The organism is Paraglaciecola sp. MB-3u-78, from assembly GCF_002835935.1.
Taxonomy (GTDB): Bacteria; Pseudomonadota; Gammaproteobacteria; order Enterobacterales; family Alteromonadaceae; genus Paraglaciecola.
The window spans coordinates 654,003-670,044 of the sequence record NZ_PJCF01000005.1 but is presented as its reverse complement, the minus strand read 5'-3'; the positions used below and the strand labels follow the sequence as shown (position 1 = coordinate 670,044).

Here is a 16,042-nt window from a genome sequence, read left to right as displayed (position 1 = left end):
GACTCCGTTTTTTAGCTACTATTTTAGCTATTATATATCCTGAGTAAAATTCCATATTAGTGAGCGCCTAATATAGCACTCAACCACTCTTCAAAATCACCAAACAGCTTAGCGCGGTAATCAGCACCACTTAGCGGGGGAATATTAGCATAATGTGTTTGCCTATTTATATCCCCATGACTCAATTCGTTTAGACATTCAATAATTTTTTTGGGGTCGCACATGTCGCACATAATATATTCACTTTTTAGTCTTGCCGCTTCCCTAGTCAACCAATTATTGCTTAAAAAAAACATTTTTATATTGTAACATGCAGCAAGCCACAACACCCCTGAACTTTGATACATGTAAACACTACTGTCATAATTGAATACCAGAGCATGACAACTTGCCAGTGTTTTATGCAATTGCTCTTCAGACCAAAACGCCTCATAAACATCAATGTTAGGGTGTACCTCGGCGAATTTTTTCAGTGTTTTGTCTACTGCCAGAAACTCTTCACTTTTACTGGTAAGCGAATACTGGATGAGATAGCTCACGTCTTCATGTTGCCCCAGTTTTACAATCTGTTCCAATAGATTTGGTAAGGCTAAAAAGCCTTTGGTAGCTTTGCTATCACCTAAATAAAGGACGAATTTTTTACCCTTGCTGGGCTTACTAGGTCGGTATTTTCTGGCACTAACAAATGGGGTTGGAATAATACTAATGTGCCTGGCCAGTATGTGCTCATAAGCTTTTGATGTTTCATGATCACAAGCAAAAAATGAGACCCCATCACATGATGCAAGCCCTTTAAATGCGGCTCTATAACGTAAATATAATTGACTGTCATATTGCTCACTGGCGGTTTTCCGGTAGGGGCTAAACATCAAAATGACAACGACGCGCAATGTTATACCGCTTTGCTTTTTGAAAAGAAACAGGGCATCTGCCAGCGCAGTCGCATGCTCCCAACCCAGTGCATGGCAAAATAAAATGTTGGCACACCCTTTTACTGTTCCGAGTTGGCAATCATCTTCAACCACCTGCTGCATAACCGCAAGGTATTCTGCTGTCAGGCGACGTATGAAGTGAGGCAACTCAGGGTGGTGGGTACTTTCATAAAAATAACGGTAAAAAGCGGTTTTGAAAAACGCTGTATATTTTACGTTGTTAGTTGCACTGTCAAATACCGCACTGGGGGTAAATTCTGCATTGGCAAAAACTCGCAACTTTGAATTATCACCGGTAAAACAATCAGTAGCTAACAATGCCAGTATAAATGCTGGGTGGTGGCCACCCTGCTCTCGCAGGCCAGGATCTAATACTACAAGCTGTGTAACACTGGGTTTCAAATCAAGGGTTCACTTTTAGCCATTATATTCAACCAACAGTGCAAGCACATTTGATGCTTTGACTGCCCTTATAAAATTGCACTTACTTCTCAATTCATATTCATCAGCGACAGGCTAACTTTGACTCTGTTCAAATCAGTAACATAGCTAATCTCTCGCTTAGGCGAGTAAGTCATTTTTTGATATTGAATATAATAGTGTTCCAATTCCTCCTGCAACTGATTTATTTGCAGCAATGTCAACTCGTTTTCGGCGGTGAGCGCTGAAATATGCGTTTCGAGTGCCATTGCACCCGCAGCCAATTCGCCCTTAAGTTCTTTGGCATTCAGGTACGAAGTTTCCAATTCTTCCTGCAGTTGATTTATTTGCAGTAATCCCCGTTCGTTTTCGACTGTGCGCTCTGCAAGACGAATTTCAAGTGTCGATTTACTCTCAGCCAACTCGCCCGTAAGTTCTTTGGCATTCAAGTAAGTCGCTTCCAACTCTTCTTGCAACTGATTTATTTGCATTAATCCCCGTTCGTTTTCGGCGGTGCGCTCTGCAAGACGAATTTCAAGTGTCGATTTACTCTCAGCCAACTCGCCCGTAAGTTCTTTAGCATTCAAGTAAGTCGCTTCCAACTCTTCTTGCAACTGATTTATTTGCAGTAATGCCAACTCGTTTTCGGCGGTGAGCTCTGCAAGATGGGTTTCGAGTCTCGATGTTTGTGTAGCAAATTCGCCTTTAAGTTCTTTAGCATTCAAGAAAGTCGTTTCTAACTCTTCCTGCAACTGATTTATTTGCAGTAATGCCAACTCGTTTTCGGCGGTGAGATCTGCAAGATGGGTTTCGAGTCTCGATGTTTGTGTAGCAAATTCGCCTTTAAGTTCTTTGGCATTCAAGAAAGTCGTTTCTAACTCTTCCTGCAACTGATTTATTTGCAGTAATGCCAACTCGTTTTCGACTGTGAGCTCTGCAAGATGGGTTTCGAGTCTCGATGTTTGTGTTGCCAATTCGCCCTTAAGTTCTTTGGCATTCAGGTACGAAGTTTCCAATTCTTCCTGCTGTTGATTTATTTGCAGTAACGCCAGTTCGTTTTCGGCTGTGCGCTCTGCAAGACTTGATTCGAGAGCCGATGTACGCGTAGCAAATTCTGCTTTAAGCTTTTCGTTATCACCTATAAGTTCAGAATGGGAGGCGGCAAATGACGCTGACTCAGCTTCTAGTTGCACTTGGCGAGTGCTTATCAAAGCAATTAAGTTTTGGCACTCGAATAGGCGAATATTTGCCCTCTCGCTCGTCTGATAAGTTAACGCGTCATCAGCCAATATCGAGGTCAGTGCCAGATTTTCATACAGTTCATTGAGCTCACTTGATGCTTTTATCGTTTCCAGCTTCATATTTTGTAAAATCAGCAATGACAGCTTTTCAATCGGGTTTGTCATTGCAGTGTTAACGCTGTTAGGCGCTTGATTGTTGTCGATGTCGTCAAGTTCACACCCTAGAAATTCAGCAATCACAGTGACACTTGATACTGGATCCCTTGCTACATCCTCTACATTAATGAGCAGGGTGTTATCCGGATAACGAACGTAAAAATCCCATATTTTGCTCGCATCTTCTAGCCAGTTATCCAGACATTCTTGTTGATCAATATTGATCCCTACATCACTGTCCTTGTCAATTTGTGCTAAATAATATTCTGGTGAACAAAAGAAAAATGCATAACTTTTGTCTTCATTGAGTTTTTGCCAGTTGGCGCCACTGTCTAAAAAAATGGGATCTGACAAGAAACTAATCTGGCTTTTGTCATTTTTAAGCAAACGGGTTAAATAACCTTTGAATTGTGGCTTAAGTTTTTTGTGAGCAGCATTAATTTCTGTTTTTTCGAATACCAAATCATCATATTTGCCTTTTGTATTCAGCATCACATTGTCAAAATGACTAATGTTAGCGTTAGCTGTGCCCAATAAATTGATACTTGCTGGCCAATCGATACCCGCGATACCACTACTCAATACAATGCTATTCATTTTTCTACTCATGATTAACTTACCTTTTTAGATTGACAACATGCGGCCATGTTTTTCAATCAAAATTCCAACCGAGTTCAAATCTTAAATTTGTGTACCGTCAGCGTACTCTTTGCGATGACCATCATATTGAGACAAGATACAAACTGTTTCAATCCATTCTTACTAGGGTATCATTCAACCTTGTTGGAATTTACCACAAACAACAAACCAGTCTTATTATTTCCGGTATGACCCGTCAAGAATGCTATGCCACCATTGATCATTAGTTAAATACCAGTTAACTGTTTTAACAATGCCTGTTTCAAAACTTTCTACTGGCACATAACCCAATTCATTGTTTGTTTTGGTTGCATCTATCGCATAACGACGATCATGGCCTGGCCTGTCGGTTACATAAGTGATCAACTCTTGTGCCTTTGTCTCAATCGCTTTACTTGCCTTTGAATACTTAACAGCAAGTTCATGATCATTTTGAAAGGCTTGATTCATAAGCTGACAAACCACATTAACGATGTCGATATTGGCCCACTCATTGTTACCACCAATATTATAGTTTTCGCCAATACGGCCCTTTTTTAACACCAACTCAATGCCTCGCGCATGATCTTCAACATAAAGCCAATCTCTAATTTGCTGACCGTCACCATAAATAGGTAATGGTTTATCGTTCAAAATATTAGTAATGATCAGAGGTATAAGCTTTTCAGGGAAATGATAAGGGCCATAATTATTGGAGCAGTTGCTGGTGGTTACTGCTAAGCCATAGGTGTGATGGTAGGCCCGCACTAAGTGATCACTTGCTGCTTTACTTGCTGAATACGGCGAATTTGGCGCGTAAGCGGTTTCTTCAGTAAAAGCGGGATCCGTTGCCGAAAGTGTACCGTATACTTCATCCGTAGATACATGATGAAAACGATGTTCTAGTGGATCTCGGCCACTAGCTTTGGGGACATCAATCCAGATTTTTTTCGCCGCTTTTAATAGGCTATAGGTACCTATTATATTGGTTTCGATAAAGGCATCGGGCCCAGTTATAGATCGGTCTACATGGGACTCTGCTGCAAAATGCACTATGGTATCAATGCTTTTTTCGCTAAGTAGGGTTTCGACCAATGGGGTATCGCAGATATCGCCATGGACAAATTCAAAATTGCTGTTGTCGGCAACCGAGTCCAAACTCGCCTTGTTACCGGCATAGGTCAATGCGTCTAACACTATCACCCTATCATGAGTATTTTTTTTCAGCCAATAATGAACAAAATTGGCGCCGATAAATCCGGCTCCGCCGGTGACTAATAGTGTTTTTTTCATACGTTTATCTTCTATGTTCTATGTTCTGAATATATTCAAAACTCGTTAAGTGAGTTCATCTAACATGTCGCTCAGGGCCTTGCGCCAATATTGAGGCACCAGTGCGCTAAATTCGCTGGCCAAGGTACTTTTATCCAACACGCTATAATGGGGTCGTTTGGCTGGGGTGGGATAAGCTGAACTGGGAATAGGCTTAATAGGAATGGCATGCGTTAATAAGCCCTTCTCCAATGCTAGGCTTTGGATCGCCACCGCAAAGTCATACCAACTGGCAACACCATTGTCGGTCCAGTGATGCACGCCGCTTACTTGGTTTTTTATGGCATACATACAGGCTTTGGCTAAGTCTCTTGCCCAGGTCGGCGAACCGATTTGATCGTCAATCACACCTAATTCTTGTTTTTCTGCCATTAAGCGCAGCATGGTTTTAACAAAATTATTGCCATGACTGGCATACACCCATGATGTTCGCAAAATACAGCTGGCCTGGGGATAAATGTCTAATAGGGCTTTTTCACCCGCCGCCTTACTGGCACCATAAACCCCTTGTGGATGATAATTATCATCGACTTGGTAAGGCGAACCCTTGTCGCCACCAAACACATAATCGGTGGACACATGTACTAAATGGCAATGGTTTTGTTTTGAGTAAGTCGCTAAATTTGCCACGGCCGTTTGGTTTAAAGCATAGGCATTTGTTTGATCGCTTTCGGCTTTATCTACGCCAGTATAGGCCGAGGCATTGATTATGCCTTCTGGCTGAAATCGATTGAGCACACTGGCAAGGTTAACTGCATCCAATATATTGATATCATCTCGGCCAAGGCAATGCACACTATCATCACCTGCTAGGCGCATAATTTCATGGGCAAGTTGGCCGCTTTTGCCTATTACTACAATATTCAAAATTTAGGTGCCTGGCTAAAACTTAACCCCTCGGCATCTTTGGCAGACAGTGAGGGGGCTTGGCCATCCACTAACGGCCAGTCGATACCTAAGGCAGGATCGTTGTAACTTAATGATACTTCTGCTTTAGGGTAGTAATAATCAGTGCATTTATACACAAATTCAGCGCTAGTACTGGTGACATAAAAGCCATGAGCAAAACCCGCCGGCACCCACAACTGACGTTTATTTTCTGCCGACAATAACACCCCAACAGCCTGACCAAAGGTTGCGGAGCTGACGCGCATATCCACCGCCACATCAAACACTTCACCCAAGCTCACCCTGACTAATTTACCCTGGGTATGCTCTAACTGATAATGCAGGCCCCGGAGAATGCCCTGACTGGATTTACTATGGTTATCTTGCACAAAGGTCACGTCGGCACAATGTTCCCGAAACCAGTCATCACGAAAGGTTTCCAGAAAAAACCCTCTTTCATCCCCAAATACTTTAGGTTCGATGATTTTTACGTCTGGGATAATGGTCGCTTTAATTTGCATCATTTTGGCTTACTTCACTTTGTCATGTAAAACTTGCATCAGGTAACTACCATACCCGCTTTTTAGTAGTGGTGCTGCTAAGCGTTCTAATTGCTCTGCGTCGATGAATCCCTTACGAAACGCGATCTCTTCCGGGCAACAAATTTTTAAGCCTTGGCGTTTTTCTATCGCAGCGATGAAATTGGCGGCATCTAACAAACTATCGAGGGTCCCCGTATCTAGCCATGCTGATCCACGGCCCATAAGTTCAACTTTTAGATTTTGTTGTTGCAGGTATAGGTTATTTAGATCGGTAATTTCAAGTTCACCCCGCGGCGACATCTTGACTTGTTTGGCTAGCTCAACTACCTCCTTGTCATAAAAATATAAGCCTGTCACCGCATAACGTGATTTGGGTTTTAGTGGTTTCTCTTCTATCGACAGCGCATTCCAATGCTCATCAAATTCAACCACACCGTAACGCTCGGGATCTTGCACATGGTAACCAAATACAGTTGCCCCAGATGTTTGTTGGCTAGCTTTAATCAGCGATTGCTGTAAATCATGGCCATAATACAAATTGTCACCCAAAATTAATGTGCATGGATTATTATCAATAAACGATTCACCCAGCAAAAATGCCTGAGCCAGACCATCCGGAGAAGGTTGAACACAGTAAGTAAAGTTTAGCCCCCAGTCACTACCATCACCTAACAGCGATTCAAAACGCGGCAGTTCTTCCGGCGTAGATATAATCAGAATATCCCTTATACCCGCCAACATGAGTGTCGAAATAGGGTAATAAATCATCGGTTTATCATAAACTGGCATAAGTTGTTTACTGACTACGCGAGTAAGGGGGTGTAGTCTTGTTCCAGTGCCTCCTGCCAGTACAATTCCTTTTCTCATATTTTTTACCTTTTAATTAAACTAATCTCGGCACATTTTAAGTCGAATATGTGATGCTAACAACCGTGCCAAACAATTTGTCGCTACTGGTCAATATTAATTAACGTAACTCTGAGACTGTTGCAATGACTATACGCCCTATGCCAAATATCAGCAGGGTTAGCGCCAAGAACAAGCTAGTGTTGTATAGGACTTCTGGGTATTTTGCATCTTGGGGAACAGTCGGTGATTCCACCGTAACCAGGTACTTTAGTTGACGATAAGCCTCTATTCGCGACTTCTCCAACGATACCTGAGAAGAGGTATAAGCCTGTAAAGCGAGTTCCAGATTGATTTGATAATCGCTAAACCTTGCCATAATCTCGCTAACGCTTAAGTTTTTTTCGTCTTCTGGGAGCATATCTTCACTAGCAGATTGGTCGGTAAGACGGCCACGTTCATTTTCTAGTTGCTGAGTCATACTTTGCAGCTGTGCTGCAACGTTAAGCACCTGAGGTGCATTTTCACTCATACTGCTGCGAAGGGTACGAAGCTCAGTACGTTTAGCAGCAATTTGCGCTTCGATTTGATAGGCAATTTGTTGTAATGCCATTCCTTCTGCTTGTGGATCAAGTAAATCATGACGTCTTTGAAAAGACAGTAATTTAGTTTTAACAGTTTGCAGTCTCTTCTCTACAAGGGCGTGCTCTTGCTGCACAAACTTCAATTGTTCCTTCGCTAAAGTATGGCCAATCTCATTAATAAACCATTCGGCACGGGCAACGATTTTTTTACTAATAAGATACGAAAATTCTGGCGTAAACGCTTGCACGAAGACACTAACAATTTGTGACTTCTCGTCTATCTCAACCAAGACCCTATCCTGGAAATAACGCAATTTATCTTCACTACTTGCATCAGCAGATAAACGGCTAAAAAAATCATAGTCGGTGCTACTAAAATGTTCTGCAATGGATAATTCCTGGTCAATATAAGACAGCATATCCATAGAATAAATAAAGACTTTGACCAACTCAGTGTCAACATTTCCCGAAGAAACGCCAAAACCAGACATAATCGCCATAGCAGGGTCTAAGGTCGCCATGCCGTTAGGCTCTTTTACGATCAACTTTGCATGGCTTTCATATCTTGAGCTGGCTAATATCACTTGATAAAAACTGAAAATGAAAAAGGGCAGTAGCACAAAAATAGCAAAAGGCCGTTTGAACTGGGCCATTTTTGGGTGAGCAATCACCTCTGCAATATGCGTTTTCAAGCTGCTGCTATGACGTATCAAATTCATCCTAATTTTGGATTCTGTCGAGGATGACGTCGCTAACTCAGGCCTCTTTTGCAATGCTCGCGTTTTTAAGTCTGTTAATTTTTGTCGATTTGCATCACTGGGATTAAGGTTTTTGACCCTTTGCATTAACCTAAAGGCCAGCGCGACATCTGCAGGCTCCAGTTCCTCAACTTTTTTTAATAGGAAACGCCCATCAGACCATTGCTCACCTGAAACTGAAGCTTTGAATGCGCTGAATCTATCTTCCAATTTTAATTGGGCTTGTTGTGTCATACTTATAATGCCTGGTATTGTGCGATCCCTTGTTCGAGATCGTTATAAAATGTTAATTCACCTTTGTGTAGCACAATGGCACTATCACAAAATTGTCTGATTTCATCCATCTCATGGCTCACCATGATTACATTGGCTTTTTCGCTGCGCTCGAGTAAGGCTTCTTTGGCCTTTCTTCGGAACTTAGCATCACCCACCGACGTTACCTCGTCTATCAAATAAACATCAAAATCGATGCCAATTGAGCAAGCAAAAGCCAGGCGGGGTTTCATTCCGCTGGAATAAGTGTTCACTGGCAAGTCAAACTTTTTACCTAACTCGGCAAATTTTATTACCCGCCTTTCATATTCGTCGATATCGGCAATACCATTTACTTTGCCAATAAACCGAGTGTTTTCTCTGCCCGTCATTTGCTGATGAATGCCGGTAGTTAAGGCTACAGGCCATGACAAACTTAAATCGGTAATAATTTGGCCTTTATTAGGATACTCACTTCCAGCTAGAAGTCGAAAAAGCGTGGATTTACCCGCACCATTTGAACCCAGGATCCCAATATTGTGTCCCGATGGAATATCAAATGACAAATCCTTAAAAATATACTGCTTACCTATTCGGGAAGGGTAATACTTGGTGATATTTTCAAGCCTTATCATCTACTTATCGCCTGCTTCCAGGAAATGTGGTAAACCGCCAAAGAAAAGAAACTAAAAGCGAGCACTGTGCCGCTAAGATACTCCAAACTCAAACCTTCACTTCCATAGGTTGAATATACGGCGTAGCGAGTCAGTTCGATGGCATGTAAAATAGGATTCCAGTCCAGAAAGTGCCAATATTCTCTTGGGAAATCCTGTAACGAGAAAAACACTCCGGATATAAAGAACAAAGGTCGGGTAAGTAGTTCTCTCACCTTACCGATCTCTTTAACAAATAGCTCAGCGATACCAAACAATAATCCCAAAGAAACTGCGAAAATCCACAAAAGCAAAAAGCAAGCTAAAAACAGTAGAGGGTTAGATATTTGTAAGTCAATACCCATAAAATACATAAGGATAATTATGCCAATGATAACAAATATTTTAACTAAAACTTCAAACAAAGCACCTGCAAGTACTGCACTGATGGGCTGAACTTGCCTAAAAGCAAACAGTGCTTTGTTTTTGCTAATCGCTTTTGCTGAGGCGCCCATAGTTTGCAAAAACCCTTGGATAAACAAGAGACCAATAGCCATAAAGGTAAAGGTTGGTATCGTATGGGTTTCATCCCCGCCTATTCTACCTCGCAAAAAAGACAGTACAAATATAAATATAACCGGTTGGACAACCGCCCAAGCTATTCCAAACTTATCGTTAAACCCCGTACGAATTTCCCGCGCAAGCAAAGCAAAAATAACATCTCGCCAAATCTCCCATTTATTACGCTTGATTACCGTTGTCATAATTTAAATTCGTGTCACACAGACACGTTATTTAACAACGTTCGCGGCAATCGCGATTTGGTAAACAATTTGGGTGATGTCTTTAACTGCTTGTAAAAGCTTAGTATCAATTTTGGGCAAGACCAAAATTTGGTCGCCTGCTTGAAGGCTTTGTTTGTTCTCATCTGCTAACCATGAATTTTGTGAATCTATGAATATCGTCAAACCGTTGGCACGGACCACAGCTATACGTTCATCGTTTGCTCTTTCGCTAAAACCGCCTGCCCAGGCTACGTAATCTCTAATGGTGGCATTGGAGTTGTAAACGATGGCTTGTGGCATTAACACTTCCCCCGACACTTGGATGAGATCGGTTTGTGCGGGGATAACAATTTCATCACCCTGTTCGAGTCTGATATTCGCCACCTTGCCATTTTCAGACACGATCACTTTACCTAGGGGTTCAATAAGTCTGGCTCTGGCCACAAACTGTGAGACAAGTTGTGCTTCTTGTGCGCGTATTCTTGCTTCACCGTCAGAAGAGGCCGGTGCAGTAAAGATGCTGCGCTCCAGTCGATTTAATGACTCGTCGATGAGCATTTTTTGTTGTTGGACCACACTTTCGCGTTTTATATAAATAGCGCCATAGTTCGCTTGATTGGGGTCAACTTCAATGTGACTGAGTATGTCCAATAAACGCGTGTTGGTATCAACTGTATAGAATGACGGTCCTAGGTAACTGCCCGATATTTGTATACTGATAACCTGAGGCCTTAGGTCGTCGTTAAACAGCACCACATCACCGTCCACCATTTTAAAATCGTCAAATTCATCTATGGGTAAATAAACAGAAATAGGACCCGAATTGCGATTACCGGTAATGGCCACGTGGCTCGTTTTTTCTAGAGGGCGCGAGTAATAGATCAAGTCATTGCCCGACGTTTTTTCTTGTAAAAGCTCAAACCTAAAGGGGTAACGGGCCGAGCCTTCGACAGTGACCATTGCTCCTTGTTCCTTAACTAAGATGACATCTTCATCTTTAAAAGAAAACCCAGCTAATTTGCCTTCTTTTAAAAAATCATATAAGTCGTAATCAAGGACCACCTGCTGATTTCTGAGTACTTTAATATTTCGATAACTGCCTCTGTAGGGATCAATGCCCCCGGCACGCTTAAGGTAAAAAAGCACTGAATCAGAAGCCAGACCTGCATATTGTCCAGGGCGAAGAACTGGCCCTGCTACAAACACACTCACGGGTGTGGAGGTTAACAAATTTACATAGATACTGACGTTGTTAGTATAAATAGATTTGATGCTTTGCGTGACTATCGCGTTAATACGATTAGCAGGGACGTCTTTGACTTTTACTGGCCCAACATCAGGAATAAAGATATTACCTTGATTATCCACAGTCATCACGTCAGCGCGGTTAACGGTGCCCCACATTTGAATCGATATTTTATCTCCTGGAGCCACCAGATAAGAGCTATTTAACCCATCGCTACGTTCGGACTCAAATCCACCCTGAAACAAGTTTGCACCATAAGGTGGCGGTAAGTCCTCATCACCGGCGGGCATAGGGCCTGAAGACGATGGCATATTGATGGGTTTATTACGACCAGTACTATTACCACCAGATTGAATATATTGTGATAAATCGACTTTGTCACTGGCTCCGGCGTCTTGGGCTTGTTGCAGTTGCGCTTGAGTCACCGATTGCTGTGCCACTGCAAAACCAGGAATGCACATGAATAAACACACTGCATACATTTGTAACTTCATTTGTCTGCTCATAAACTTGCCCTTGGAATATCACTCTCATTATATTCAGAAATCACATTTTCTACCTGAAACCAACTACCCTGAATATTTAAACAGTAAATATGCTGTCCAGTCTGCTCTGAGGTTAATTTACGACAGGTAAGTCCTGTGGCAGCAAAAAATCGTTCTCCCATCACTGTAGGCTTTTGTTGAATGATCATCTCAGATCCTGCTTTAGCGTTGGATAACGCTGTACTTAGCGAAACATCGATAGAAGCAGAGGGGAAAACAAATTCATGTTCAACCAACGGTAGTGAAGCCGTTGGCTGCGCAATACTAGTGCATCCTTGAATAAGGGTGGATAAAACAGTGAGTAATATAATGTTTTTCATAGAATTATTTGGGTCAACTAGTTAATAAGCGAGTCTAACGCCTGAACACGCAAATGCCAACTTTAGCTTCGGCCAGCTAACTAAAGTTAAGACAATATGTTGTAAGTTAGCGGCGCTGATGAGTGCGTACAAAACGCAGAATTGTCCAGATATTTTGCAGAACCAAAGTATAGGCAATTAAAGATATTATAAATCCCCAAAACATTACATATTCAGGAATGTTGAGTAGTTCGCCGGTAATGCCTACCAGTGCGTAACAACAGCCCATAAGCAAAATAGTGGCTAGCGAACGAGCTGAAGAAAAACCAGCACGCATAAATATATTGTGCAAATGATGCTTGTCTGGTTTTAACATCGACTGGCCCTTTTTAGCCCGTCGAAACATGATAGCAGCCATGTCCATCAGTGGTAAACCGATAATCCATACTGCTGCAACGGGTCTCATTGATGCTTCGGGTCCTTGTGTAAAGTCAACCAGTAACCAAACAATGGTTAATCCCACAAACATGCTACCGCTGTCACCTAAAAATATCTTATTTCCTTTAAAGCCACGCAAACTAAGATTAAATGCCATAAATGGCACGATTGCAGCTATGACCATCATCGGAGCCATAATTGCTTGACTGTTGTTGGACGCAAGTAACAAAAATACGACAGCTAACAATACGATTAAACTCATACCACCGGCTAGGCCATCAATTCCGTCAATCATATTGAAGGCATTAATTACCCCAACCACGCAGATTAATGTAAAAAAATATCCGGATAGGCCGAAATGGAAATCACCAAAACCACTTATATCACCCAAAGAGGTAATGTAATTCTGCGCCGCAAGGGCCATGATTGCCGCCACACCAAATTGACAAAGTAATCGCCCTTTTGCGCTTAAATCAAATCTGTCGTCTAACATACCGAGCAACACAATCAACGTCGCAGCAGTAAAAAATAAAGAACCATTTTTAAACCAGACATCTGTAACAAAACTGGCAATAATTACTGCGCCATAAATAGCGACACCACCAGTGAGAGGAACCATTCCTGAATGGGTTTTGCGTCCGTTTGGCTCGTCAACCAAACCCAATTGATGAGCAAAGGGTGTCATGATGACCAAAAGTACAATGGCCACAAAAAATGCGGTAAATACCGGCAAAAAATCCAATTGACTAAACATCTAACAATCCATTATTTCTTTTCTAAGTTTTTTATTATTTTCATAAAGCAAAAATAAGCAAAATAAATTTACTCTTAATGATGTTTTCAAAATGGAGCCGAATTCTAGAGCTTTTAACCTTAGAAAATCCAAATAAACAGCTTAAGAAATCGACATCCCTGTTTTCACCTAATATCATTTTGGTTTGAATAGTAATAATATTCAATATTCTATGTTAACAAACATGTCCAGCTAATGGCTAGTGAATTAATGTTAAGCTTTATGCTGATATTGTAACCAAAATGTACAATGTTAAGCTTTATGATGATGATGTAATCGAAATGTAACACAACTCATAAATCATGTTAAATCATATGGCTCTTCGCGCGCTTGTGACTTAACCACTGAGGAAACGATCATCGTTATAGTGTGAGCTTGTTTGAAAAAAGGGAGAACTGAATAACGACAGTCAACTGACCAACTTCGCCAAAAATCGCTGTCAGCTATCATAGTCGTATAGCATTTAACAAGAGTCAGCATAACGTCACGGTGACGATCAGTGTACTCTCTCCTAGCCTTACTGCCCAAGTACAATATAAATGCCTATTGACAGCTGAAAAAATTCTACTGTTGCACTATCAGGTCAAATGCTCACGGCCTGCTAAGCTATTCGAGACGCCAAATCCACCACTTTACTACTGGTTTCTTTATCTTTCATTCGCGCTATCCACATTAAGTCGCAAATGCCATCACTTGGATTAAATCCTGTAGGTGCTTTAAGTAAAATATTTCTTACAGTCTGATGGTCGAAATTGTAACAGGCCAGCTCAAGATCATCTAAAATTGGCTCAAGCACTTCCCATGGCAACATCACCTCGTGGGCTGTCATTATGCGCTCATGTGCGGTACCGCTTACATTTTCACCAATTAATAACTCTTCAAATAATTTTTCGCCAGGCCGCAGACCTGAGAATTGAACTGCAATATCGCCGTCAGGATTTTTGTCATCCATAACTTTTAAACCACTCAAATGAATCATTTTATATGCTAAATCCACAATCTTCAACGGAGTCCCCATATCCAGTACAAAAACATCTCCACCTTGTCCCATAGCGCCTGCCTGAATGACCAACTGTGCAGCCTCAGGTATCGTCATAAAAAAGCGCGTAATCTCTGGATGAGTAACAGTAACTGGGCCACCGTTGGCAATTTGCTTTCTAAATAAAGGCACAACAGAACCGGATGAACCTAACACGTTACCAAACCTTACCATGCAAAAACGTGTGCTATGGGATCCTTTGCTGAGGGCCTGAAGTGTGAGTTCAGCCATGCGTTTAGTCGCCCCCATTACGTTGGTAGGGCGTACTGCCTTATCTGTAGAAATTAACACAAATGTTTCGACTTTCGCTGCAATTGCAGCACGAGCCGAGTAAAAAGTCCCAAATATGTTATTCCTAACACCTTCTACGACATTTTGCTCCACTAAAGGTACATGTTTATATGCTGCAGTATGATAAACCGTTTGTACTTTAAAGGACTCCATTACAGCCAAGACTCGGTTTTCTTTTTGAACGCATCCCTGCATTGGTAATATTTCGACTTCAATCCCAAGAAAATCCGCATGAGTACGCAACTCAGTTTCGATGGAATATAGGCCATACTCTGACAACTCATACAGTACTAATCTTTTAGGATTATAATTAAGAATTTGACGGCATAATTCAGAACCTATCGACCCACCAGCCCCCGTAACCATCACGTTTTTACCTTTAATGTTTGCTGCCATTAATGATTCACGGGGGGTAACCGCATTTCTGCCTAACAAATCCTCGATTTCAATTTGTTTTATGTCGGAATATACTTTTTCACCGCTGACCAAATCACACATTGCAGGTATAGTTAATATTTGTTTCGCTAGTGGCTCCAAGGACAAGAGGATTTGCTTTCGTCTATAATGACTAACACCAGGCATGGCCAGTAATATTTTATTCACTCTGTATCGTTCAACTAACTCTCGAATAATCGATGGAGAATGAACATTAACACCCTTGATAACAGTACCATGCAAAGTAGGATCGTCATCAACAAATGCCATTGCCCTATATTCACTACTTTGCGACAAAGCAGTGACGAGTTGACGACCACTTACACCTGCCCCGTAAATAATTACATATTCGCCATCGCGTTTAATTTCGTCGCTAAACACCGTTCTCACTAACGTTCTAGAACCACCCACAAAAATAAAAGCAAATGCGGCATATATTATTGGTACTGAACTCGGCAAACTCACTTCACTAATATAGGCAGTGACCACTACAGTCAAAGTGGATACCAAGACACCGACAGCCACAGCGGTTAATGCCTGTAACTCTATATGACGCAACACAGCCCTATAAAGACCTTGTCTGGCGAAAACATAGATACTAATTGGACATACAATAAGCATAAACAACCAATACTGGGTTTCAAATAAAACAGCTACGTTCTCTAATACCGCCGCAATTGCACCAAAAAAAGCAATAATAATAAAAGCAATATCGATGATAACGCTGACAATTCGTTTTTGAGCACGGGAAATTGAAAATAATGTTCGAATAAACTCCATTTAACTCACCTCAAACTTCTACTTTAAAAACTATGGGCGCTAAAATTGTATCCAAATGCAACCCGACATTGGCACAACTTAATCTCAGCCCTTCAAGAATAAATTCACTTTATTCAACTATAAAACGTCTAACGCCGCTTCATGCTATCACCGGCACCATTCCCTATTA

At 41.5% G+C, this 16,042-nt stretch carries 13 protein-coding genes; all 13 read right to left on the bottom strand.

Annotated features, from left to right (window positions below; translation table 11 throughout):
• Positions 1–56: 56 nt before the first annotated feature.
• The gene (locus CXF95_RS14040; RefSeq protein WP_101199253.1) at positions 57–1,334 is read right to left on the bottom strand and encodes a hypothetical protein; all 1,278 of its coding nucleotides are present in this window, start codon (positions 1,332–1,334) and stop codon (positions 57–59) included.
• Positions 1,335–1,423: 89 nt separating this feature from the next.
• A complete protein-coding gene (locus tag CXF95_RS14035; protein WP_101199252.1) occupies positions 1,424–3,358 on the bottom strand; it encodes a sulfotransferase domain-containing protein in 1,935 nt (644 codons plus the stop codon).
• A gap of 207 nt (positions 3,359–3,565) precedes the next feature.
• Positions 3,566–4,660: a dTDP-glucose 4,6-dehydratase gene (gene rfbB / locus CXF95_RS14030; RefSeq protein ID WP_101199251.1), complete on the bottom strand. Its 1,095-nt coding sequence runs from the start codon at positions 4,658–4,660 to the stop codon at positions 3,566–3,568.
• A gap of 45 nt (positions 4,661–4,705) precedes the next feature.
• A complete protein-coding gene (gene rfbD / locus CXF95_RS14025; RefSeq protein WP_101199250.1) occupies positions 4,706–5,566 on the bottom strand; it encodes a dTDP-4-dehydrorhamnose reductase in 861 nt (286 codons plus the stop codon).
• Positions 5,563–6,108 (bottom strand): dTDP-4-dehydrorhamnose 3,5-epimerase, encoded by a 546-nt coding sequence (gene rfbC, locus CXF95_RS14020; protein ID WP_101199310.1) that lies wholly within the window; start codon positions 6,106–6,108, stop codon positions 5,563–5,565. Before rfbC ends, rfbD begins: the two co-directional genes overlap by 4 nt.
• 9 nt (positions 6,109–6,117) lie before the next feature.
• A complete protein-coding gene (rfbA, locus tag CXF95_RS14015) occupies positions 6,118–6,996 on the bottom strand; it encodes a glucose-1-phosphate thymidylyltransferase RfbA (protein WP_101199249.1) in 879 nt (292 codons plus the stop codon).
• Positions 6,997–7,096: 100 nt separating this feature from the next.
• Positions 7,097–8,551, bottom strand: coding sequence for a lipopolysaccharide biosynthesis protein (locus CXF95_RS14010; protein ID WP_101199248.1), 1,455 nt, complete (start codon positions 8,549–8,551; stop codon positions 7,097–7,099).
• Positions 8,552–8,553: 2 nt separating this feature from the next.
• Positions 8,554–9,204: an ABC transporter ATP-binding protein gene (locus tag CXF95_RS14005; protein ID WP_101199247.1), complete on the bottom strand. Its 651-nt coding sequence runs from the start codon at positions 9,202–9,204 to the stop codon at positions 8,554–8,556.
• Entirely contained in the window at positions 9,201–9,986 is a 786-nt protein-coding gene (locus tag CXF95_RS14000; RefSeq protein WP_101199246.1) for an ABC transporter permease, read from the bottom strand. Before CXF95_RS14000 ends, CXF95_RS14005 begins: the two co-directional genes overlap by 4 nt.
• A 27-nt stretch (positions 9,987–10,013) precedes the next feature.
• A complete protein-coding gene (locus tag CXF95_RS13995; protein WP_101199245.1) occupies positions 10,014–11,759 on the bottom strand; it encodes a polysaccharide biosynthesis/export family protein in 1,746 nt (581 codons plus the stop codon).
• The gene (locus tag CXF95_RS13990) at positions 11,756–12,118 is read right to left on the bottom strand and encodes a hypothetical protein (protein ID WP_101199244.1); all 363 of its coding nucleotides are present in this window, start codon (positions 12,116–12,118) and stop codon (positions 11,756–11,758) included. The genes CXF95_RS13995 and CXF95_RS13990 overlap by 4 nt, the downstream gene beginning before the upstream one ends.
• 106 nt (positions 12,119–12,224) lie before the next feature.
• On the bottom strand, positions 12,225–13,289 hold the full coding sequence (gene wecA, locus CXF95_RS13985) for a UDP-N-acetylglucosamine--undecaprenyl-phosphate N-acetylglucosaminephosphotransferase (protein ID WP_101199243.1): 1,065 nt from the start codon (positions 13,287–13,289) through the stop codon (positions 12,225–12,227).
• A gap of 640 nt (positions 13,290–13,929) precedes the next feature.
• The gene (locus tag CXF95_RS13980; RefSeq protein WP_101199242.1) at positions 13,930–15,873 is read right to left on the bottom strand and encodes a nucleoside-diphosphate sugar epimerase/dehydratase; all 1,944 of its coding nucleotides are present in this window, start codon (positions 15,871–15,873) and stop codon (positions 13,930–13,932) included.
• Between the last annotated feature and the right edge of the window lie 169 nt (positions 15,874–16,042).